Source organism: Thiohalobacter thiocyanaticus (assembly GCF_003932505.1).
Taxonomy (GTDB): Bacteria; Pseudomonadota; Gammaproteobacteria; order Thiohalobacterales; family Thiohalobacteraceae; genus Thiohalobacter; species Thiohalobacter thiocyanaticus.
In genome coordinates this window covers 212,889-234,182 of the sequence record NZ_QZMU01000002.1, presented here as the reverse complement: position 1 = coordinate 234,182, position 21,294 = coordinate 212,889, and the positions used below count along the sequence as shown (strand labels likewise).

20 protein-coding genes, 2 tRNA genes and 1 pseudogene are annotated in these 21,294 nt (G+C 64.0%); 19 read left to right on the top strand and 4 right to left on the bottom strand.

Annotation, left to right across the window (positions count from 1 at the left end):
* Positions 1 to 14: 14 nt before the first annotated feature.
* Together D6C00_RS15315 and D6C00_RS15310 are read right to left on the bottom strand one after the other, a co-directional pair.
* Complete coding sequence (locus D6C00_RS15315) at positions 15 to 1,085, bottom strand: metallophosphoesterase (RefSeq protein WP_125182680.1); 1,071 nt, start codon at positions 1,083 to 1,085, stop codon at positions 15 to 17.
* A 149-nt stretch (positions 1,086 to 1,234) separates the two neighbouring features.
* Entirely contained in the window at positions 1,235 to 2,374 is a 1,140-nt protein-coding gene (locus D6C00_RS15310; RefSeq protein WP_125182679.1) for a cytochrome-c peroxidase, read from the bottom strand.
* Between the two features lie 224 nt (positions 2,375 to 2,598).
* Here D6C00_RS15310 and D6C00_RS15305 point away from each other — a divergent pair.
* From D6C00_RS15305 to D6C00_RS15230, 15 genes are all read left to right on the top strand, one after another.
* Positions 2,599 to 2,675, top strand: a tRNA-Val gene (locus D6C00_RS15305).
* 90 nt (positions 2,676 to 2,765) lie between these two features.
* Positions 2,766 to 4,700, top strand: coding sequence for a threonine--tRNA ligase (gene thrS, locus D6C00_RS15300; RefSeq protein WP_125182678.1), 1,935 nt, complete (start codon positions 2,766 to 2,768; stop codon positions 4,698 to 4,700).
* A gap of 3 nt (positions 4,701 to 4,703) precedes the next feature.
* Complete coding sequence (gene infC, locus D6C00_RS15295) at positions 4,704 to 5,222, top strand: translation initiation factor IF-3 (RefSeq protein ID WP_125182677.1); 519 nt, start codon at positions 4,704 to 4,706, stop codon at positions 5,220 to 5,222.
* Positions 5,223 to 5,293: 71 nt separating this feature from the next.
* Positions 5,294 to 5,491, top strand: a complete 198-nt coding sequence (gene rpmI, locus D6C00_RS15290; protein ID WP_096366610.1) for a 50S ribosomal protein L35 — start codon at positions 5,294 to 5,296, stop codon at positions 5,489 to 5,491.
* A 17-nt stretch (positions 5,492 to 5,508) separates the two neighbouring features.
* Complete coding sequence (gene rplT, locus D6C00_RS15285; RefSeq protein ID WP_125182676.1) at positions 5,509 to 5,868, top strand: 50S ribosomal protein L20; 360 nt, start codon at positions 5,509 to 5,511, stop codon at positions 5,866 to 5,868.
* A gap of 307 nt (positions 5,869 to 6,175) precedes the next feature.
* On the top strand, positions 6,176 to 7,195 hold the full coding sequence (pheS, locus tag D6C00_RS15280; protein ID WP_125182675.1) for a phenylalanine--tRNA ligase subunit alpha: 1,020 nt from the start codon (positions 6,176 to 6,178) through the stop codon (positions 7,193 to 7,195).
* 198 nt (positions 7,196 to 7,393) lie between these two features.
* The gene (gene pheT, locus D6C00_RS15275; RefSeq protein WP_125182674.1) at positions 7,394 to 9,775 is read left to right on the top strand and encodes a phenylalanine--tRNA ligase subunit beta; all 2,382 of its coding nucleotides are present in this window, start codon (positions 7,394 to 7,396) and stop codon (positions 9,773 to 9,775) included.
* A gap of 4 nt (positions 9,776 to 9,779) precedes the next feature.
* Complete coding sequence (ihfA, locus tag D6C00_RS15270; protein ID WP_096366606.1) at positions 9,780 to 10,079, top strand: integration host factor subunit alpha; 300 nt, start codon at positions 9,780 to 9,782, stop codon at positions 10,077 to 10,079.
* The gene (locus tag D6C00_RS15265; protein ID WP_125182673.1) at positions 10,060 to 10,416 is read left to right on the top strand and encodes a MerR family transcriptional regulator; all 357 of its coding nucleotides are present in this window, start codon (positions 10,060 to 10,062) and stop codon (positions 10,414 to 10,416) included. The genes ihfA and D6C00_RS15265 overlap by 20 nt, the downstream gene beginning before the upstream one ends.
* A gap of 180 nt (positions 10,417 to 10,596) precedes the next feature.
* Positions 10,597 to 10,673 (top strand) — tRNA-Pro (locus tag D6C00_RS15260).
* A 535-nt stretch (positions 10,674 to 11,208) separates the two neighbouring features.
* Positions 11,209 to 11,880 carry an MlaA family lipoprotein gene (locus D6C00_RS15255; RefSeq protein ID WP_206609624.1) on the top strand — a complete coding sequence of 224 codons (672 nt, stop codon included), beginning with the start codon at positions 11,209 to 11,211 and terminating at the stop codon, positions 11,878 to 11,880.
* A gap of 243 nt (positions 11,881 to 12,123) precedes the next feature.
* Positions 12,124 to 13,206, top strand: a complete 1,083-nt coding sequence (aroG, locus tag D6C00_RS15250; protein ID WP_125182671.1) for a 3-deoxy-7-phosphoheptulonate synthase AroG — start codon at positions 12,124 to 12,126, stop codon at positions 13,204 to 13,206.
* 36 nt (positions 13,207 to 13,242) lie between these two features.
* Positions 13,243 to 14,341 (top strand): peptide chain release factor 2 gene (prfB, locus tag D6C00_RS15245; protein ID WP_125182670.1). Its coding sequence is split into 2 segments (ribosomal slippage): positions 13,243 to 13,317 and positions 13,319 to 14,341, totalling 1,098 coding nucleotides; the frame shifts between segments, so codons are not numbered across the junction.
* A 139-nt stretch (positions 14,342 to 14,480) separates the two neighbouring features.
* On the top strand, positions 14,481 to 16,007 hold the full coding sequence (lysS, locus tag D6C00_RS15240) for a lysine--tRNA ligase (RefSeq protein ID WP_125182669.1): 1,527 nt from the start codon (positions 14,481 to 14,483) through the stop codon (positions 16,005 to 16,007).
* Positions 16,008 to 16,277: 270 nt separating this feature from the next.
* Positions 16,278 to 18,224: a putative bifunctional diguanylate cyclase/phosphodiesterase gene (locus tag D6C00_RS15230; RefSeq protein ID WP_125182668.1), complete on the top strand. Its 1,947-nt coding sequence runs from the start codon at positions 16,278 to 16,280 to the stop codon at positions 18,222 to 18,224.
* Positions 18,225 to 18,325: 101 nt separating this feature from the next.
* On the opposite strand, the gene ygfZ is transcribed toward D6C00_RS15230, so the two are convergent.
* Entirely contained in the window at positions 18,326 to 19,210 is an 885-nt protein-coding gene (gene ygfZ / locus D6C00_RS15225; RefSeq protein ID WP_241546963.1) for a CAF17-like 4Fe-4S cluster assembly/insertion protein YgfZ, read from the bottom strand.
* Positions 19,188 to 19,391 (bottom strand): hypothetical protein, encoded by a 204-nt coding sequence (locus D6C00_RS15220; RefSeq protein ID WP_125182666.1) that lies wholly within the window; start codon positions 19,389 to 19,391, stop codon positions 19,188 to 19,190. Before D6C00_RS15220 ends, ygfZ begins: the two co-directional genes overlap by 23 nt.
* Positions 19,392 to 19,584: 193 nt before the next feature.
* Between D6C00_RS15220 and sdhC the strand changes: the two genes are divergently transcribed.
* The 4 genes and pseudogenes from sdhC (at position 19,585) to D6C00_RS16235 (ending at position 21,290) form a co-directional block, all read left to right on the top strand.
* On the top strand, positions 19,585 to 19,962 hold the full coding sequence (sdhC, locus tag D6C00_RS15215; protein WP_125182665.1) for a succinate dehydrogenase, cytochrome b556 subunit: 378 nt from the start codon (positions 19,585 to 19,587) through the stop codon (positions 19,960 to 19,962).
* Positions 19,959 to 20,300: a succinate dehydrogenase, hydrophobic membrane anchor protein gene (gene sdhD, locus D6C00_RS15210; protein ID WP_158675461.1), complete on the top strand. Its 342-nt coding sequence runs from the start codon at positions 19,959 to 19,961 to the stop codon at positions 20,298 to 20,300. Before sdhC ends, sdhD begins: the two co-directional genes overlap by 4 nt.
* Positions 20,252 to 20,995, top strand: a pseudogene (locus D6C00_RS16240) (FAD-binding protein); the annotation flags it as partial. The gene sdhD and the pseudogene D6C00_RS16240, both read left to right, overlap by 49 nt.
* On the top strand, positions 20,970 to 21,290 hold the full coding sequence (locus tag D6C00_RS16235) for an FAD-binding protein (RefSeq protein WP_317623024.1): 321 nt from the start codon (positions 20,970 to 20,972) through the stop codon (positions 21,288 to 21,290). The pseudogene D6C00_RS16240 and the gene D6C00_RS16235, both read left to right, overlap by 26 nt.
* Positions 21,291 to 21,294: the final 4 nt, after the last annotated feature.

Here is a 21,294-nt window from a genome sequence, read left to right as displayed (position 1 = left end):
CCCTTGTTCGATGCTCAATAGTGTTCCTGCGGCGGGATCTGCTCGGCCTCGGCCTGATACTTCGTATCCTCCGGATGGCCCTTGTCCTCGTTGAAGGCGACCACCCGGTTGGTGTTGTCCGGCAGGGTGTAGTGCACGTCCACGTTGCCGCTGTGCATGTTGATGAACTGCCAGCCGGTGGCATCGCGTTCGAAGAAGGGATCGGCCCGGTTCATCTCCACCGTGAGCTTGGGCATGTAGCTGGCCTCCTGGCTGTAGGTGGAGGGGTAGGGCCAGGGCCAGGCAGTGGCCATGGCGGCGTGGAAGCTGATGTTGCCGATCTGGTTGTACTGGATCTGGTGCACGTGGCCGTAGAGTACGGTGACCTTCCTGAACGGCTTGAGCAGCGCCTGGACTTCCTCGGCGTCGTCGGTCCAGAAGTTCCAGCCCTTGTAGATCTTCTGCAGCGGCGAGTGCGAGATCACCACCAGCGGGGTGTCCTTGTCGACCTTCTCCAGATCCTTGCGCAACCATTCGCGCTGGGTCGGTCCGACCATGAAGGGCGAGCCGTTGGGATTGTCCAGACGGGCCATTTCCTTCATGCGTGCCATGGGGGTGTCCCAGTCCTGGTGGGTCCACTCGTCGTAGGTGACGATGCTGTTGAGCACCACGAAGTGCACGCCCTTGTGATCGAAGCTGTAATAGTCCGGCCCCAGCTGCTTGCGCCAGTAGTCGCCCAGGTCCAGGTAGTAATCGTGCTCGCCCATGACATAGCGCACGTCACCGCGCAGGGCGCCGAGCAGTTCCAGGCCGTGATCGATCTCCTCGGGGGTGCCGAGCTGGGCGATGTCGCCGCCGTAGATGGTGAAATCCGGGCGCGGCGTCATCAGGTTGGCCTCGGCAATGGCGCGCTTCAGGCCCATGTCCCAGTTGCGCACGAACTCGTTGCCCTTGATGTGGGTGATGTGTGAATCGGATATGAAGGCGAAGGTGAAGTTCTGCGGCGAGTTCTTGCCGAAGGCCACCTCGACCAGGCTCAGTGGCAGCGAGCCTGCGGCCAGCAGGGCGCCGCCGGTCTTGAGAAAGTCGCGTCGTTTGATGCTCATGATGCTTATCCCTCCTTAGGAACCTCTGTTTGATCCGTCATTGCGAGGAGCGGAGCGACGCGGCAATCTCCTACCGGCCGATTCCGCATTACGAGATTGCCACGCTTCGCTCGCAATGACGGAAATATTTGGATTGATCAGGATCTCCTTCACTGTGCGTTATTGGCGGCGGATTTGGTCGCGGCGGCGACGCTGGGGCTGGTCAGTGCCTTCATGAAGGCGATCAGATCCTCCTTCTGCTGCTCGGACAGATCCAGCGGGCGGATGCCGCCGCTGAGGAAGGGCGAGACCGGATCGTCCGGATTCACACGCCCGCCGTTGTTGTAGAACTCGACCATGTCCTCCAGGGTCTCCTGGCTGCCGTCATGCATGTAGGGCGCGGTCAGTTCGATGTTGCGCAGGGTCGGCGTCTTGAAGGCGGCGATGTCGGTCATGTCCTCGCTGACCGCGAAGCGGCCCAGCTCCGAGGCGTCCGGGTCGGTCAGTACGGTCTTGTCCACGTCCGCGCCTTCGGCCTTGGCCTTGAGGAACTCCTCGGCGATTTCGGCGACCCGGCCCTTGATGTTCTTGAAACCGACACCGATGTTGTGGAAGCGGTTGTCGGTGAACAGGGCCTGGGTCTGCTCGACCTGGTGGCAGGACACGCAGCGGCCCTGGCCGGTGAAGACCTGGAAGCCGCGGATCTGGGCCTCGGTCATGGCGTCTTCCTCGCCGCCGAAGAAATAACGGTCGAAGGGCGAGTCGCCGGCGATCTGGGTACGCTCGAAGCTGGCGATGGCCTTGGCGACATGATCCATGGTGATTTCGTCCGGGCTCACCTGGAACACCTCGCGGAAGGCATTGACGTACTGCGGGTCGTCACGGATGGTCTTCAGGATCGGGTCATGGTTCTCCAGTCCGCCTTCGACCGGGTTGATGGGCGGCTGCAGGGACTGGGCCTCCAGGCTCGGCTCACGCCCGTCCCAGAACTGGGTTTCCATGTAGGCGGCATTGATGACCGTGGGTGCGTTGCGGGTGCCCTTCAGGCCCTTGAAGCCTTCTGACACCGGCAGGTTGTCGGTGAAGGCCTTGGACGGGTCGTGACAGGTGGCGCAGCTGACCTTGCCGTCGGCGCTGAAGCGCACATCGTTGAACAGGCGGTCGCCCAGCTCGATCTTGGCCGGTGTCTGCGGATTGTCGGCCGGAATGGGGACCGGGGGCAGGCCCAGCGGTGTTTCCCCGAGGGCGGGGAGCGGACCGCACAGCAGGGCCAGGCTCAGGGCGCCGGCGGTGGGAAGCTTTTGAAGCATGGCATCGTCCTCCTTGTTTGTTGTTACGGTATGCCGCAGCCACCTGTCGGCGGCCGCTTAGACCGAGTCTTAGAATTGGTCTAAGTAAAGCGCATGAAAAACGGGTTTGCAACCCCGGCACCGGATTTTCCCCCGCCTGTCCCTGCGGGCGGGTGAGGTCGTTGTTCGCCGGCGGTTTTGTGTTGGATTTTCCCGTGGCTTCCTGTAGAGTATGCGCGCTCGACAGGCGCGTAGCTCAGTTGGTTAGAGCACCACCTTGACATGGTGGGGGTCGTTGGTTCGAGTCCAATCGCGCCTACCAAATCCTGATCGAACAGGGGACAGATATCCGATCTGTCCCCTTTTTAATAAATCATGTGGCCCCTCGTATCGGTCACCACTGGAGAGCAGCATGCCCACGATCACCCTTCCCGACGGCAGTCAGCGCAGCTTCGATCATCCCGTCACTGTTCGGGACGTCGCCGCCGACATCGGTCCCGGCCTGGCCAAGGCCGCGCTGGCCGGCAGGGTCGACGGCCGCATGGTCGATCTCAGTCACACTATAGACCAGGATGCCGAGCTGGCCATCGTCACCAGTCGTGACGAGGACGCGCTGGAACTGCTGCGCCACGATGCCGCTCACGTCATGGCCCAGGCGGTGCAGGAGCTCTATCCCGGTACCCAGGTCACCATCGGCCCGGCCATCGAGGACGGCTTCTACTACGATTTCGCCCGCGACGAGCCCTTCACCCCCGAGGATCTGAAGCGGATCGAGGAGCGGATGCAGGAGATCGTCAAGCGCGATCTGCCTATCCAGCGCGAGGTCTGGGACCGCGAGGAGGCCATCCGTACCTTCGAGTCCATCGGCGAGACCTACAAGGCCGAGATCATCCGCGATATCCCCGCGGGCGAGGCCATTTCAGTCTACCGTCAGGGCGACTGGTTCGACGTCTGCCGCGGTCCGCACCTGCCCAGCACCGGGCGGCTCGGCCAGGGCTTCAAGCTGACCAAGCTGGCCGGCGCCTACTGGCGCGGGGACTCGGACAACGCCATGCTGCAGCGCATCTACGGCACCGCCTGGCGCGACAAAAAGGAGCTCAAGGCCTATCTCAAGCGCCTGGAGGAGGCCGAGAAGCGCGACCACCGCAAGCTGGGCAAGGCCATGGACCTGTTCCACACCCAGGAAGAGGCGCCGGGCATGGTGTTCTGGCACGACCGCGGCTGGCAGGTCTACCTGGGCATCCAGGACTATATCCGCGCCAAGCTGCGCCGCCACGGCTACCAGGAGGTCCACACCCCCTCGGTGATCGACCGCAGCCTGTGGGAACAGTCCGGGCACTGGGAGAAGTTCCAGGACATGATGTTCACCACCCACTCGGAGAACCGCGACTACGCGGTCAAGCCGATGAACTGCCCGGCCCATATCCAGATCTACAACCACGGCCTGAAGAGCTACCGCGACCTGCCGCTGCGCCTGGCCGAGTTCGGCTCCTGCCACCGCAACGAGCCCTCCGGCACCCTGCACGGGCTGATGCGGGTGCGCGGCTTCGTCCAGGACGATGCCCACATCTTCTGCACCGAGGGGCAGATCCTGGAGGAGGTGTCGGCCTTCATCGATCTGCTGTTCGAGGTCTACCGCGACTTCGGCTTCGAGGAGGTCCTGATCAAGCTCTCCACCCGGCCCGAGCAGCGGGTCGGGGAGGACGCCCTGTGGGACAAGGCGGAAAAGGCCCTGGAGGACGCCCTCAACCACAAGCATCTGGACTGGGAGCTGCAGCCGGGCGAGGGCGCCTTCTACGGCCCCAAGATCGAGTTCTCGCTCAAGGACTGCCTGGGCCGGGTCTGGCAGCTGGGCACCATCCAGCTGGATTTCTCCATGCCGGCCCGGCTGGGGGCGACCTATATCGCCGAGGACGGCAGCAAGCAGGTCCCGGTGATGCTGCACCGGGCCATCCTGGGCTCGCTGGAGCGCTTCATCGGGATCCTGATCGAGCACTATGAGGGCAGATTCCCCGCCTGGCTGGCCCCGGTGCAGGCGGTTTTGCTCAATATCACCGACCGCCAGGCGGGTTTTCTGCGCCAGGCGGAAGAATTCCTGCAAAATCAGGGTATCCGGGTCATTTCCGACTTGAGAAACGAAAAGATCGGCTTTAAAATCCGCGAGCACACACTGCAGCGTGTCCCCTATCTGCTGGTCATCGGGGACCGCGAGGCAGAAACCGGTACCGTGGCTGTGCGTACGCGCGGCGGCAAGGATCTGGGCACCATGTCCCTGGAGACGTTCGCAGAACGTCTCGCCGCCGAGGTGAGCAGCCATGGCCGAATTGTTATGCACGTGGAGGACTGAGATATCGCTAAATCAAAAGAGCAGCACCGGATCAACGAAAAGATTACGGCACAGGAAGTGCGGCTGGTTGCAGAGGACGGTGAACAGATCGGCGTGGTTCCCTTCGCCAGGGCAATGGAGATGGCCGAGGAGGCCAGCCTGGACCTGGTGGAGATTTCACCCAATGCCGAGCCTCCCGTATGCCGCCTGATGGATTATGGCAAGTTCCGGTTCGATCAGCAGAAGAAGCAACAGTCCGCCAGGAAGAAGCAGAAGCAGGTGCAGGTCAAGGAAATCAAGTTCCGGCCGGGCACCGACATAGGGGATTATCGGGTCAAACTCCGCAACCTGATACGTTTCCTAGAGGAAGGGGACAGGGTCAAGGTGACCCTGCGCTTTCGTGGCCGTGAGATGGCGCACCAGGATCTCGGGCGCGACTTGCTGGAACGGGTCAAGAACGACCTGGAGGAGTACGGCACAGTCGAGCAGTTCCCGAAGATGGAAGGTCGCCAGATGGTCATGGTCATGTCCCCGAAAAAGTGAGCGATCAACCGATCGCTGTCGTTTAATGTTCCAGGCGCCGCAGGCGACCTGCAAATACGGAGTGCATGAAAATGCCGAAGATGAAGTCCAATCGGGGTGCTGCGAAGCGCTTCAAGCGGACGGCGAAGGGCGGTTTCAAACGATTCCAGTCGCATCGCCGTCATATCCTGACCAAGAAAAGCAGCAAGCGGAAGCGTCAGCTTGGCAGCCCTGCCTACATCCACGAAGCGGATGTGGCGGCAGTCAAACAGATGCTGCCCTTCAAGTGAGCGGGAGGTAATCAACCATGGCACGAGTCAAACGTGGTGTGATCGCCCGCAAGCGTCACAACAAGATCATGAAGAAGGCCAAGGGCTACTACGGTGCCCGCCGCAAGGTCTTCCGCGTGGCCAAGCAGGCCGTCATCAAGGCCGGCCAGTATGCCTATCGTGACCGCCGTCAGCGCAAGCGTCAGTTCCGCGCCCTGTGGATCGCGCGCATCAACGCCGCCGCGCGCGAGAACGGTCTGTCCTACAGCCGGCTGATCAACGGCCTGAAGAAGGCCGAGATCGAGATCGACCGCAAGGTGCTGGCCGACATCGCCGTGCAGGACAAGGCGGCCTTTGCGAAGATCGCCGAGCAGGCCAAGGCCAACCTGGCGGCCTGAGGCCGCAGGCTCTTTTCGCGGCAACACGTCGTCAAAGAGAAGCAAGTCAAAAAGGGAAGGCCGGCTGTGCCTTCCCTTTTTTCTTCGTGAAGACGGAAGATCTCAACGTACAGGCGCAGGGGACGCAAAGAAGATATATGTCATTGCGAGCGAAGCGCGGCAATCTCTTCAATGTGGCCGAAACAGTGAGAGATTGCCGCGGCGCTATGCGCCTCGCAATGACGAAACTCATTTGTACCCTTTGCGGCCTTTGCGCCTCTGCGTTGAGGTTTTTGATTCGAACAATAAATCAGGAGTACTGCTCCCCGTGCAGGACGACATCGACAAGCTGACCCGACAGGCGCTGGATGCGGTCGCCGCCGCGGCCGATCTGCGCGCCCTGGATGACGTCCGCGTCCAGTACCTGGGCAAGAAGGGCCTGCTCACCGCCCAGCTCAAGCAGCTGGGCCAGCTGCCGCCGGACGAGCGCAAGCAGGCCGGCCAGGTCATCAACCAGGCCAAGGAGGCGGTGCAGCAGGCCATCGAGGCGCGCAAGTCCGACCTGCAGCAGGCCGAGCTGGACCGTCGGCTGGCCGGGGAGACCCTTGATGTCACCCTCCCGGGCCGCGGCCAGGTCGCCGGCGGCCTGCATCCCGTCACCCGCACCCTGGAGCGCATCGAGGCGCTGTTCGCGGGGCTGGGTTTCGAGGTCGCGCTCGGCCCTGAGATCGAGGACGATTACCACAACTTCGAGGCGCTCAACATCCCGGCCCACCACCCTGCGCGCGCCATGCACGACACCTTCTATTTCGAGGACGGCCGGGTGTTGCGCACCCATACCTCGCCGGTGCAGATCCGGGTGATGGAGAACCGCACCCCGCCGTTGCGCGTCATCGCCCCGGGCCGGGTCTACCGCTGTGACTCGGATCTTACCCACACCCCCATGTTCCACCAGGTCGAGGGCCTGATGGTCGATACCGACGTCAGCTTCGTCGATCTCAAGGGCATCCTGGACGATTTCCTCAAGCACTTCTTCGAACGCGACCTGGGCGTGCGCTTCCGCCCGTCCTATTTCCCCTTCACCGAACCCTCGGCCGAGGTGGACATGGAATGCGTCATGTGCGACGGCAAGGGCTGCCGGGTGTGCAGCCACACCGGCTGGCTGGAGGTGCTGGGCTGCGGCATGGTGCACCCGAAGGTGTTCGAGCACGTGGGTATCGACAACGAGCAGTATACCGGCTTCGCCTTCGGCATGGGCGTGGAGCGCCTGGCCATGCTGCGCTACGGGGTGAACGACCTGCGCCTGTTCTTCGAGAACGACCTGCGGTTTCTGCGGCAGTTCGGGTGACAAGATCGTTTCAACGCAGAGGCGCAGAGACGCAGAGTATCAAATGCTCGTCATTGCGAGGAGCGTAGCGACGCGGCAATCTCTCAATGTTTTCGCCAGATTTAAGAGATTGCCACGCTGCGCTCGCAATGACGTTATACAACGTTTATTTGCGCCTCTGCGTTAAATTATTGGGTTTCAAACAGCGAACGATAAACAATGAAAGTCAGCGAACAGTGGTTGCGTGAATGGGTGAACCCGCCGGTCGGCACGGCCGAACTGGCCGAGCAGTTGACCATGGCCGGGCTGGAGGTCGATTCCATCGAGCCGGCCGCCGGCGGCTTCGACTCGGTGGTGGTGGGCGAGGTGCTCGAGGTCTCGCCGCACCCGGACGCGGACAAGCTGCGGGTGTGCCGGGTCGATGCAGGGCAGGGCGCTGATCCGCTCCAGATTGTGTGCGGCGCGCCCAATGTGCATCAGGGCATGCGCGCCCCGGTCGCGCTGGTCGGCGGGAAACTGCCCGGCGGGCTGAAGATCAAGAAGGCGAAACTGCGCGGGGTGGAATCCTTCGGCATGCTGTGTTCGGCCCGTGAACTGGGCCTGTCCGAGGATCATGCCGGACTGATGGCGCTGCCGGCCGACGCCCCGGTCGGAACCGATATCCGCGACTATCTCAAACTCGAGGACAGCATCATCGAGGTCGATCTCACGCCCAATCGCGGTGACTGTCTGGGCATGGAGGGCATCGCGCGCGAGGTGGCGCTGCTCAATGACTGCGACCTGACCCCGCCTGCCATCGAGCCGGTCGCCGCACAGGTCGAGGACAGTTTCCCGGTGACGGTGGACGCACCGGCGGCCTGCCCGCGCTACCTGGGTCGGGTGATCCGGGGTATCGACCCCGGCGCTGTTACCCCGCTGTGGATGCAGGAACGCCTGCGGCGCGGCGGCATCCGGCCGCTGGGCCCGGTGATCGACGTCACCAACTATGTGCTGCTGGAGCTGGGTCAGCCCATGCATGGCTTCGATCTGGGACAGCTGCAGGATGGTATCCGGGTGCGCTTCGCCGCGCCGGGTGAGAAGCTCACCCTGCTGGACGGGCGCGAGGTGGCGCTGGCTGCCGACAGCCTGGTGATTGCCGATGCCCGCCAGCCTCTGGCCCTGGCCGGGGTGATGGGCGGGGAGGGCTCCGGCGTGAGTGACAGCACTCGCGACGTCTTTCTGGAATGTGCCTTTTTCGACCCCCTGCATATTGCCGGGCGGGCGCGGGCCTACGGTCTGCAGACCGATTCCTCCTACCGTTTCGAGCGCGGGGTGGACCCCGAACTCCAGATCCGGGCCCTGGACCGGGCCACACGGCTGCTGCTGGATATCTGCGGCGGCCGCCCCGGCCCGGTGATCGAGGTGAGCAGCGAGGCACACCTGCCCCGCCGGCCGGCCATCCGGTTGCGCTCCGCCCGCATCCGCCGTCTGCTCGGCTTCGAGCTGAAACCCGCCGAGGTGGTCGGGATTCTGGAGGGCCTGGGCTGCGCCGTGGACGCCGAACGGGAAGACTGGTCGGTCACCCCGCCCAGCCACCGCTTCGATCTCGCCATCGAGGCCGACCTGATCGAGGAACTGGGCCGGGTCCATGGCTACAACCGCCTGCCCAGCCGCGCCCCGGCAGGACGGCTGCAGATGACCCCGCAGCGTGAGGAGCAGATAGACGGCCGGCGGCTGCGCCTGGCCCTGGTCGAGCGGGGTTACCAGGAGGCCATCACCTACAGCTTTGTCGATGCCGGGCTGCAGGAACGGCTCGATCCCGAGCATCGGGCCATCCCCCTGGCCAATCCCATTTCGGCTGACCTGGCGGTGATGCGCAGCACGCTCTGGCCGGGGCTGCTGGGCGCGTTGGGCCACAATCTGCGCCGCCAGCAGGAGCGGGTACGCTTATTCGAGCAAGGCCTTAACTTTATATCTCAAGACAATGAAATAAAACAGGAATCTTACATCGCTGGCGTGCTCTGCGGCCGCCCGCTGCCGGAGCAGTGGGGCGTGGCCGGGGCCGGTGTGGATTTCTACGATGCCAAGGCGGATGTGGAGGCCCTGCTGCGCCTGGGCGGCTGCTTCGAGGCCTTCATGTTCGAGGCCGGCCAGCATCCGGCCCTGCATCCGGGGCGCTCGGCCCGTATCCTGCGCGACGGCCGGGCGGTGGGCTGGCTCGGCACCCTGCATCCGCGGCATGCCGAAGAACTCGAGCTTCCGGCCGATACCCAGTTGTTCGAGCTGGAAATTGCCGCCGTTGCGGCAGGCCGCAAGGCCGCCTTCGAGGCCATTTCCCGCTATCCCGCCATCCGCCGCGACCTGGCGCTGCTGGTCGATGAGGCGGTTCCGGCGGGTGCAATTGCGGCCCGGGTGCGCCAGGCCGGGGGTGCGCGGCTAAAGGAATTGCGTATTTTTGACGTTTACCAGGGCAAAGGCGTAGAAACGGGTCGAAAAAGCATCGCTTTAGGCTTGATTCTACAGGATTCTTCACGCACACTTACCGATCAGGATGTGCAGACCGTCGTGGATGAGGTAACAACGGCCCTGCAACAGGATCTGGGAGCTAGCTTGAGAGAGTAGACCGATGGCGTTGACGAAAGCGGATCTGGCAGAACGACTTTTCGAAGAACTGGGCCTGAACAAGCGCGAGGCCAAGGAACTGGTGGAGATGTTTTTCGAGGAGGTGCGCCTCGCGCTCGAGAGCGGCCATCAGGTCAAACTTTCGGGGTTCGGCAATTTCGACCTGCGTGACAAGAACCAGCGTCCCGGCCGTAACCCCAAGACAGGCGAAGAGATTCCCATCACCGCGCGACGCGTGGTGACCTTCCGGCCCGGCCAGAAACTCAAGTCGAGGGTGGAGGCCTATGCTGGAAGCGAGCAATAACGACGAGCTGCCCCCGATCCCCGGGAAGCGCTATTTCACCATCGGTGAGGTCAGCGAGCTGTGCGGTGTGAAGCCCCACGTGCTGCGTTACTGGGAGCAGGAATTCCCCCAGCTCAAGCCGGTCAAGCGCCGCGGCAACCGGCGCTATTACCAGCGCCATGACGTGATCATGATCCGTCAGATCCGCAGCCTGTTGTATGAACAGGGCTTTACCATCGGCGGCGCCCGTCAGCGGCTGTCCGGCGACGAGGCCAGGGACGACATCAACCAGAGCCAGCAGATCATCCGCCAGATGCGCATGGAGCTCGAGGATCTGCTGCATATCCTCAAGCGCTGAGGGTATTGCTGATCCCCGTCATTGCGAGGCGCGTAGCGCCGCGGCAATCTCCAACTGATTGATTCTTCATTACGGGATTGCCGCGCTGCGCTCGCAATGACAGAGAACCCAAAGAACGTTTCCTCCGGACCTGGAAATCGGTATCATGTGCCGCCTGCCCGCGGGCAGGCCGTTCTTTTTCGGGGCGTAGCGCAGTCTGGTAGCGCACCGCAATGGGGTTGCGGTGGTCGGAGGTTCGAATCCTCTCGCCCCGACCAAATCAAGGTATAGCAGCCTGTCGGCTGCGATTTTTTCTATGGGGCGTTCGGATTTCCGGCCCTGTCGGGCGTTCAGCCTGCTGCGTTCGTCCGCTGGACGAACGGTCAGGCTTCACCCTCTCGCCCCGACCAATCAAGGGTATAGCAGCCTTCGGCTGCCAACTGTTTTATCGGGGCGTTCGGATTTCCGGCCCTGCGGGCGTTCGCCGCGCTGCGTGCGTCCACCGGACGCACGGTCGCGTCTCACCCTCTCGCCCCGACCAATTCTCAGGGTCACCAATCTAAGCGAATCAAACGCAGAGCACGCTAAGGCGCAGAGACGCAAAGAGATAACAATAATATTGATTTTTGCACTTTGCGCCTTCGCGTCCTCTGCGTCATTACCAGCCTGCCCCAACTGTCTCCCGATCAAGAATTCTGCTAGTCTGCCGTTCAGTTGTGCGACGCAGGAACGTGGTACACCGGGGAGACAACAACAATGCAGGGAGCTTGCAGCTCTTTCCTCTTACGCCTTTTCCTTCCTCTGCTGGCGGCCGTGCTGGGCGCCGGCTGCGCCGTGGTGGCGCCGGAGGATGAGGTCAGCGACCCGCTGGAGCCCGTCAACCGGGCGGTCTACCAGTTCAACGAGCACTTCGATCGCTATCTGCTGAAACCGGTCGCGGAAGGCTACCAGGATTATGTCCCGGCGCCGGCCCGCAGGCATGTCAGCAACTTCTACTCCAATCTGGGCGAACCCCTGACCGCCACCAACGCGGTTCTGCAGGGCAAGTTCGAACAGGGCGCCGGTGACTCCACCCGCTTCATCTTCAACAGCACCTTCGGTGTGCTGGGGTTGTTCGATGTGGCCACGCCGATGGGCCTGCAGCGTCACGACGAGGACTTCGGGCAGACCTTCGCCAGATGGGGCTTCGGTGAAGGCTGGTATCTGGTCCTGCCTTTCCTGGGGCCGAGCACGGTGCGCGACACCGTCGGCATGGTGCCGGACGGCTATCTCAGTCCGCTGTACTATGTCGACGACGAAAGCTGGCAGTACGGCCTGGTCGCCCTGCGGGTGGTGGATACCCGGGCACGATTGCTCGGCGCCAGCCGCATGCGCGACACGGCGGCCCTGGACGGCTATCTGTTCACCCGCGAGGCCTATCGCCAGCACCGCTGGAACCGCATCCACGACGGCAGCCCGCCGCCGCCCGATTTCGACCTGGACTGATTTCCTCCACGTTCATCGCCCGGGTTGCTGGCGCACGGACCAACGGATTCCGCTACCTGCCACACCGTCATCCCGGCCTCTGCCGGGGTGACGGGAAAACAGTTAAGTTCAGGTTGGTTCCCAGAACGACAGCTATGGCACCACGGCTTGCTGCTTATGGCCTGACAGAACGCCGGATTTCTGGAATAATGCGAGGTTTACCGCAACCACTGCAGGCCCGTGCCAACGCCGGAAAGCACCCCGATGAACCAGCATTACCACACCGACGATCTGCGAATCCGCGAGATCCGGGAGGTCAGTCCGCCCGCCCAGGTCCACGAGGAGTATCCTCTCAGTGATGATGCCTCGCGGACGGTCTTTTCCACGCGCGAGGCGATCCACCGTATCCTGCAGGGCGAGGACGACAGGCTGCTGGTCATCGTCGGGCCCTGTTCGATCCACGACCCGGCGGCGGCGACCGAATACGCCCGCCGGCTCAAGGTCATGCGCGACACCCTCTCAAGTGATCTGCTGATCGTCATGCGGGTGTATTTCGAAAAGCCGCGCACCACGGTCGGCTGGAAGGGGCTGATCAACGATCCCGACCTGGACGGCAGCTTCCACATCAACAAGGGGCTGCGGGTGGCGCGCAAGCTGCTGTGCGATCTCAACGAGATGGGCGTGCCGGCGGCGACCGAGTTCCTCGACCTGGTCAGTCCCCAGTACGTGGCCGACCTGGTCAGCTGGGGTGCGATCGGCGCGCGGACCACCGAGAGTCAGGTCCACCGCGAGCTGGCCTCGGGTCTGTCCTGCCCGGTCGGATTCAAGAACGGCACCGACGGCACCCTGCGGGTGGCGGTCGATGCCATCCGCTCGGCCTCGCAGCCGCACAACTTCCTGTCCATGACCAAGCAGGGGCACTCGGCCATCTTCTCCACTCGCGGCAATGATGACTGCCACATCATCCTGCGCGGCGGCAAACAGCCCAATTACGACGCCGTGAGCATCGATCAGGCCAGCCAGGAGCTGGAAGCGGCCGGTCTGCCGCCGCGGTTGATGGTCGATTTCAGTCACGCCAACAGCCTCAAGCAGCACAAGCGTCAGTTGATCGTGGGCGGGGACGTGGCCGGCCAGATCGCCGCCGGTGACAACCGCATCGTGGGAGTCATGGCCGAGAGCCATCTCAAGGGCGGCCGCCAGGACGTGGTTCCCGACCGCGAGCTGGTGTTCGGCCAGAGCATCACCGATGCCTGCATCGGCTGGGACGAAACCGTGGGTCTGCTGGAACAGCTGGCCGCGGCCGTGCGCCAGCGGCGCGAGAATCCCAACAGCATCGCCGCCTCCTGAGTCGGGGCGACAGCGTATTCAAGGAATCGTCACACCATGCTGGAAGTCAATCCTGTTCTGAACCGCATCAAGGATCTGCAAGGGCGCTGTGAGTCCCTGAGGGGGTATCTTTGACTATGCCGGCAGGAAGGACCGGCTGGAAGAGGTTGAACGCGAACTCGAGGACCCGAACGTCTGGAACGATCCCGGGAAGGCCCAGCAGCTGGGCCAGGAGCGCGCCCGCCTGAGCGAGGTGGTGCATGCGCTGGACGAACTCGGCGAGCGTTTCGCCGATGCCGAGGAACTGATCACGCTGGCCGCCGAGGAGGATGACGCCGAGACCTTCGAGTCGGTGCAGGCCGATGTGGCCGAGCTGGAACAGCGGGTCGAGGCGATGGAATTCCGGCGCATGTTCTCGGGCGAGATGGACGAAAGCAACGCCTTCGTCGACATCCAGGCCGGGTCCGGCGGTACCGAGGCCCAGGACTGGGCCGAGATGCTGCTGCGCATGTACCTGCGCTGGGCCGAGCGGCACGGTTTCACCACCGAGATCATCGAGGCCTCCGAGGGCGAGGTCGCCGGCATCAAGAGCGCGACCGTGAAGGTCGAGGGGTCCTATGCCTTCGGCTGGCTGCGTACCGAGACCGGCGTGCACCGGCTGGTGCGCAAGTCGCCCTATGATTCGGGCAACCGCCGGCATACCTCATTCGCCTCGGTGTTCGTCTCGCCCGAGGTGGACGAGGATTTCGACATCGATATCAATCCGGCGGACCTCAGGGTCGACACCTACCGCGCCAGCGGCGCCGGCGGCCAGCATGTGAACCGAACCGAGTCCGCCATCCGCATCACCCACGAGCCCAGCGGCATCGTGGTGGCGTGCCAGAGCGACCGCTCCCAGCACAAGAACCGTGCCTCGGCCATGAAGCAGCTCAAGGCCAAGCTGTACGAAATGGAGATGCAGAAGCGCCGTGCCGAGCAGCAGAGCGTGGAGGAGAGCAAATCGGACATCGGCTGGGGCAGCCAGATCCGCTCCTACGTGCTGGACCAGTCGCGCATCAAGGACCTGCGTACCGGCGTTGAGGTGGGCAACACCCAGGGTGTGCTCGACGGCGACCTGGACCCCTTCATCGAGGCCAGCCTCAAATCCGGCTTGTAACCCGACTTGGGATCCTCCCCCTCTCCCCCACTGGGGGAGAGGGCCAGGGTGAGGGGGCAGGCAGCACAACATACCCTCACCCCAACCCCTCTCCCTGGGAGGGAGAGGGGCTTTTAACTAACCAGATACGACATTGACCATGACCGACGCCAACGACACCAACAACGCCACCGACACCCGCGAAGAGGAGCACCGTCTGATCGCCGAGCGCCGGCGCAAGCTGCAGACGCTGCGCGAGCAGGGTAATGCCTTCCCCAACGATTACCGCCGCAACGTGGTGGCCGGCGAGCTGCACGCCGAGTACGGCGACAAGGCGCCGGAGTTCTTCGACGACAACCCCATCCGGGTCAGCGTGGCCGGCCGCATGATGGCCAAGCGTGTCATGGGCAAGGCCAGCTTTGCCCAACTGCTGGACATGTCGGGCCGCATCCAGTTGTTCGTGCAGCGTGATGCCCTGCCGGAAGGCCGCTACCAGGAATTCAAGGGCTGGGACGTGGGCGACATCCTCGGCGCCGAGGGTATCCTGTTCAAGACGAAGACCGGCGAACTGAGCGTGAAGGTCGACAGCCTGCGGCTGCTGACCAAGTCGCTGCGCCCGCTGCCGGAGAAATATCACGGCCTGACCGACACCGAGGCGCGTTACCGCCAGCGTTATCTCGATCTCATCATGAACGAGGTGGCGCGCGAGGTGTTCCGAACGCGCACCCGCATCGTCCAGTACATCCGCGATTTCCTCAACGCGCGGGATTTTCTGGAGGTGGAGACCCCCATGATGCAGGCCATTCCCGGCGGGGCAGCGGCGCGGCCCTTCGTGACCCACCACAATGCCCTGGAGATGCAGCTGTTCCTGCGCATCGCCCCGGAGCTGTATCTCAAGCGTCTGGTGGTGGGCGGTTTCGAGAAGGTCTACGAGATCAACCGCAACTTCCGCAACGAGGGCCTCTCCACCCGGCACAATCCGGAATTCACCATGCTGGAGTTCTACCAGGCCTACGCCGACTATCATGACCTGATGGACCTGACCGAGACCCTGCTGCGCGACATGGCGCGCGATATCCTGGGCACCCAGCAGATCGAATACCAGGGCGAGACCTACGATTTCTCCAGGCCCTTCGCCCGCATGACGGTGAAGGAGTCCATCCTGCACTTCAACCCGGACATCGGCGAGGCCCGGATCACCAACCTGGAGGAGGCGAGAAAGGTCGCCGCGGGGCTGGGGATTCCCCTGAGGGACAGCTATGGCCTGGGCAAGGTGCAGATCGAGATCTTCGAGAAGACGGTCGAGCACCGCCTGAAGGATCCGACCTTCATTACCGCCTATCCCACCGAGGTCTCGCCCCTGGCCCGGCGCAGCGACGCCGACCCCTTTGTCACCGATCGGTTCGAGTTCTTCGTCGGTGGGCGCGAGATCGCCAACGGTTTCTCCGAGCTCAACGACGCCGAGGACCAGGCCGAGCGCTTCCGGCAGCAGGTCCAGGAAAAGGAGGCCGGCGACGAGGAGGCCATGCACTTCGACGCCGATTATGTCGCCGCTCTGGAGCACGGCATGCCGCCCACGGCCGGTGAGGGCATCGGCATCGACCGGCTGGTGATGCTGTTCACCGATTCCCCCTCCATCCGCGACGTGCTGCTGTTTCCGCATATGCGGAAAGTGGGGGAGACGTGAGACGTTAAGCGTGAAGCGTGAGCGAAACAGGCTTGACGGCCGTGGTCCGGGCCGCACACTTGCTCACGCCTCACGCCTCACGCCTCACGCCTCACGCCTCACGCCTCACGCCTCACGCCTCACGCCAAAACTTGACAGCTTTTGTCCGATCTGGCCTTATACGGGACAGGAGGGGTATTTTTAAAGGAATAATAAATAGATAGTATGCATTCGCTATAAAGCGGTTAAAGTCTTTCAGCCGATACAATTACAACGACAGGTGTCGCCTCCATGGGAAGCCCGACCCAGCGCCCGGATCCGGAAACCGAGGCGCTTCGCAACACCCTGCGGCAGCGTGAATACGAGCTTGAGCTGCTGAAAGAGACCGCCCTGGCCGTCGGCCGCGAGCGGGATCCGGCCGTGGTCCTGCAGCTGATCGCTGACCGCGCGCGCGAAATCATCCAGGCCGAGACCGTGCTGGTCCCGGTACTCAACCCTGAACGCACCCATTACACCTACGAGGCCGCATCCGGTGAATATGCCCAGGACACGGTCGGCGAGAGCCTGCCCATCGACCAGGGCATCTGCGGCTGGGTCTGGCGCAACAAGAAGCCCTGGTGGCGCGGCGTGCTCGACGAACTGGACACGAACGAACGTACCCGTTGGGAGGACCAGGCCGGCACCGTGCTGATGGTGCCGCTGGTGGGCAAGGGGGCCTTCCTCGGCGGCCTGGCCGGACTGCGCAAGCTCGACGGGGCGGACTTCACCCGGGCCGACCTCAACCTGCTCAGCCTGTTCGCCTCCCAGGTGGTGGTGGCGCTGGAAAACGCCCTGGCCTTCGAGAAGCTGGAACAGGCCCGCCAGGACGCCGAGCGCTACCAGCAGCAGCTGCAGCAGCTCAACGAGGCACTGGTCACGGCCAACCGCGAGCTGGAATACCTGTCCCTGTATGATGAGCTGACCGGTCTGCCCAACCGTACCCTGTTCCGCGACCGCATTCAGCAGGGGCTGACCGTGGCCGGTGTCATCGCCCAGCCGCTGGCCATCCTGCTGCTGGACCTGGACCAGTTCAAGGAGGTCAACGACACCTTCGGCCACGAGTTCGGCGATCGCCTGCTCAAGCTGGTCAGCGAGCGCTTCGGCGAGATCACCCGCTACTCCGACACGGTCGGGCGGCTGGGCGGCGATGAGTTCGGACTGCTGCTGCCCAATGCCGACGAAGCCAAGGCGGCGGAGCTGGCCGGCAACCTGCTGCGAACGCTCGATTCCAGCTTCGAACTGGACGGTCACAGCCTGTCCATGACCGCCAGCATCGGCATCGCCGTCTATCCCGACCACGGCACAGACCTCACCACCCTGCTTCGCCATGCCGACATGGCCATGTACCAGGCCAAGTCGAGCAAACAGAGTCTGGCCGTGTACGATGCCAGCGACGACACCTACAGCCCGCAGCAGCTGATCCTGCTCGGCGACCTGCGCCGGGCACTCAACGAGCAGCAGTTCCAGCTGCACTATCAGCCCAAGCTGGATATCCGCAGCGGCCGTCTGGTCGGGGTGGAGGCCCTGGCACGCTGGCCGCAGCCGGAGCGCGGCCTGATCCCCCCCACCGCCTTCGTGCATTCCCTGGAACAGTCACGGCTGATATCCAGTTTCAACCAATGGGTGCTCAATACCGCCGTGGAGCAGGCCGCGCGCTGGAGCGATCAGGGTTATGACTTCACGGTCTCGGCCAACCTGTCGGTGCACAGCCTGCTCAACCCGGCCTTCCCGGACGAGCTGGAGGCACTGTTGGATAAATGGGAACTGCGCGGACGGTTGATGCTGGAGATCACGGAGAATCTGTTCCTGAGCGACTATGGCCGGCTCAGCCAGACCCTGCTGCGGCTGCAGCGGCGGGGTGTGTATTTCTCCATCGACGATTTCGGCACCGGCCATTCCTCACTGAGCCGGCTCAAGCGACTGCCGGTGAGTGAACTCAAGATCGACCGCTCTTTCGTCATCGAGATGGAACACAACCCCGACGATCTGGTCATCGTCCACTCCACCATCGATCTGGCGCACAACCTGGGGCTGTCGGTGGTGGCCGAGGGGGTGGAGAACGCCCGGGTACTGAACCGGCTCAAGGCGCTGGGCTGCGACATCGCCCAGGGCTATTATTTCGGCCACGCCATGCCGGCGGACGAGCTGGAGACGAAGATCCGGGAATGCGGCTGGCTGCAGGAGGGCGGTGCCGGCTGAGCGGCGCTGCTTGCGCGGCACTCATGTAGGTCGGATTGGCCCGCAGGGCGTAATCCGACATCGTGGCCGCACCTTGTCGGGTTACGCTGCGCTAACCCGACCTACTTACTCACTTCTTCCGCCGCCTCAGGCAGTTCGTAGGGCAGTTCGGCCGGCTCGAACACCGGCCCATCGGCCGCGCCCAGATGGACCGTTCCGGCATTCATACTGCCGATCTGCACCACTGCCAGCGCCATGCAGCCGCCATCGGAGTGGGGGTAGGCCTCGACGATCCGGCCCACGGCCTGCTCGCCGCCGTCTGCAGCGTACAGCTCGGCACCGGGCTCGGGCGGTGGCTCGGCCGCGATCCGGCCCAGGTACATGCGTCGCTTGAGTTTGCCGAGATACTGCATGCGGGCGACCACCTCCTGACCCGGATAGCAGCCCTTCTTGAAGTTGACCCCGTTGATCAGCTCCATGTTGGCCATCTGCGGCACGAAGGCCTCGCTGGTACCGGGCTGGATCATGGGAACCCCGGCCATCACCCGCAGCAGGCCCCAGGCCGGCTGCCCCACCGGGGCGCCGCGTACATTGAGTACCTCCCAGAGTTTCTTCATGCACTCCAGCGTGCCATAGACCTCGAAGCGGGGATGGATACCGGGCGTGCGGATCAGGGTGCACTCGCCCAGGGTCAGCGCGTCGTCGACCGACCGCGGTACCTCGCCCAGTGCGGCCTCCAGCTCGGCCGGGACATCCGGGCCGGAGACGCCCAGATGAATGAAGTTCTCGCTCACGTCCTCGAGCGTGACATCGGACATGAGCACGAACATGCGCAGCCGCTGCAGGAAGGTCTCGCTGAGCGCGGCGGGCAGGGCGATGTAGATGCCGTCATCACGCGCGAACAGGCGGAAGTTGGCCAGCATACGGCCCTTGGGCGTACAGTAGGAGGACAGCTGGCTGCGCGAGGCGCTGACATTGGTGACATCATTGCTGAACTGGCCCTGCAGGAAGGACCTGACAATCCCTGCCGTGGGCGGCGATGACGGTGATGTCCGACAGGTCGGCGAAGACGTTGCCGGTCAGGGCCACGCTGAGTTCGCGCCGGGGGCTGCCGAAGCTGGTCACCACGCCGGTGGCGTCGAATTCGGCGCCGTTGTCCTCGAGAAAGGCCTTCCACTGCTGTTTCATGATTGCATCCGCTCCGCGGGTTGGTGTTCGAACTGCTGAGTATCACTTCCGGTGTGCCGCAGTCAATCTCAGGCAGGGATTGCAGGGAAATCCGGCATGAAACCTGCGGTCTGCCGCGCTGTGACGGATTAATGATACTCTTGTGGCAATTTCCAGGTTGCAATGCTATAAAATCCCCAAAAAGCCGCAATCCATGCCCCACGACTCACGCCCCAAATTTCTCAACCTGCTGGCGATCCGTCAGCCCATCGGCGCGGTGACCTCCATCCTGCACCGCCTGACCGGCGTTCTGCTGTTCCTGCTGCTGCCCGTGGCCGCCTGGCTGCTGGAGCTGTCGCTGCGCGACCCGGCCGGCTATGCGCGCGCCGCTGCCTGGCTCGAGGGCACGGCAGGGCGGGCGGCACTGCTGCTGCTGGCCTGGATCGTCTTTCACCACCTGTTCGCCGGCATCCGCTTTCTGTTGCTGGATCTGGACCTGGGCATGGAACTGACTGCGGCCCGGCGCATGGCCTGGGTGGCGACCCTGGCCGCCCCGCTGGCCGCGCTGCTGTTCGTCGGGGGGGTGCTGTGAGCCGCCAGGCGCACGGCCTGCGGGCCTGGCTGCTGCAGCGTTTCACAGCGGCCTATATCGCCCTCTATATCCTGGTGACCGGGGTCTGGTTCCTGTGGCAGCCGCTGCACAGCCACGCCCAGTGGCAGGCCTGGCTGGCTGCGCCGCTGCCCAACCTGGCCACGGCCCTGTTCATCGTCACCCTGCTGATCCACGCCTGGGTCGGGGTGCGCGACGTGATCATGGACTATGCGCGCCACACCGGCCTGCGGGTGAGCCTGATGGCGCTGGTGGCGGTGGTGCTGGGCGGATGCGGGCTGTGGTCGCTACGGGTGGTGTTTGCGGTGGTGGGACAATGAATCTTCCGGTGCGCAAATTCGATGCCCTGATCATCGGTGCCGGCGGCGGCGGGCTGCGGGCCGCGCTGCAGCTGTCGCGCGCCGAGGCCCGCGTGGCGGTGGTGTCCAAGGTGTTTCCCACCCGCTCGCACACGGTGGCCGCCCAGGGCGGGGTCAATGCCGCCCTGGCCAATGTGCTGCCGGACAACTGGCACTGGCACATGTTCGACACCGTCAAGGGCAGCGACTATCTGGGTGACCAGGATGCCATCGAGTACATGTGCCGCGCCGCGCCGCGGGTGGTCTACGAGCTGGATCACATGGGTGTGCCCTTCTCGCGCCTGGACAACGGCCGCATCTACCAGCGCGCCTTCGGCGGCCAGAGCCGCAATTTCGGCGGCGAGCAGGCCGCGCGCACCTGTGCCGCGGCCGACCGTACCGGGCACGCCATTCTGCACTCGCTGTACCAGCAGAACATCCGCGCCCGTACCCACTTCTTCGATGAGTACTTCGCCCTCGACCTGATCCAGGATGCGGAGGAGGGCGCCGTGCTGGGCGCGGCTTGGCGTGGATCTCGCCCCGGCGAGCCCTTCGTCATCGAGGCCAAGGGACCCAGCTGCTGGCCACCGGCGGGGCGGGGACAGCGGTTCCGCACCAGCCACACTGCCCTGATTTCACTACCGGCGCGGCATGGGCATGGCCCTGCGCGCCGGCATCACGCGCCGGCATTGGAGTTCTTCCAGTACCATCCCCACCGGCATCGCCGGCAAGGGCATGCTGATCACCGAGGGGGCGCGCGGCGAGGGTGGCTATCTGCTCAACGGCGACGGCGAGCGCTTCATGGAACGCTATGCGCCCCGGGCCAAGGATCTGGCCAGCCGCGACGTGGTCAGTCGCGCCATTGCCACCGAGGTGCGCGAGGGCCGCGGCTGTGGCCCGGATCGGGACCATGTGCTGCTCAAGCTGGATCCTATGGGTGAGGAGGTGGTGGCAAGCGCCTGCCCGGCATAGCGAC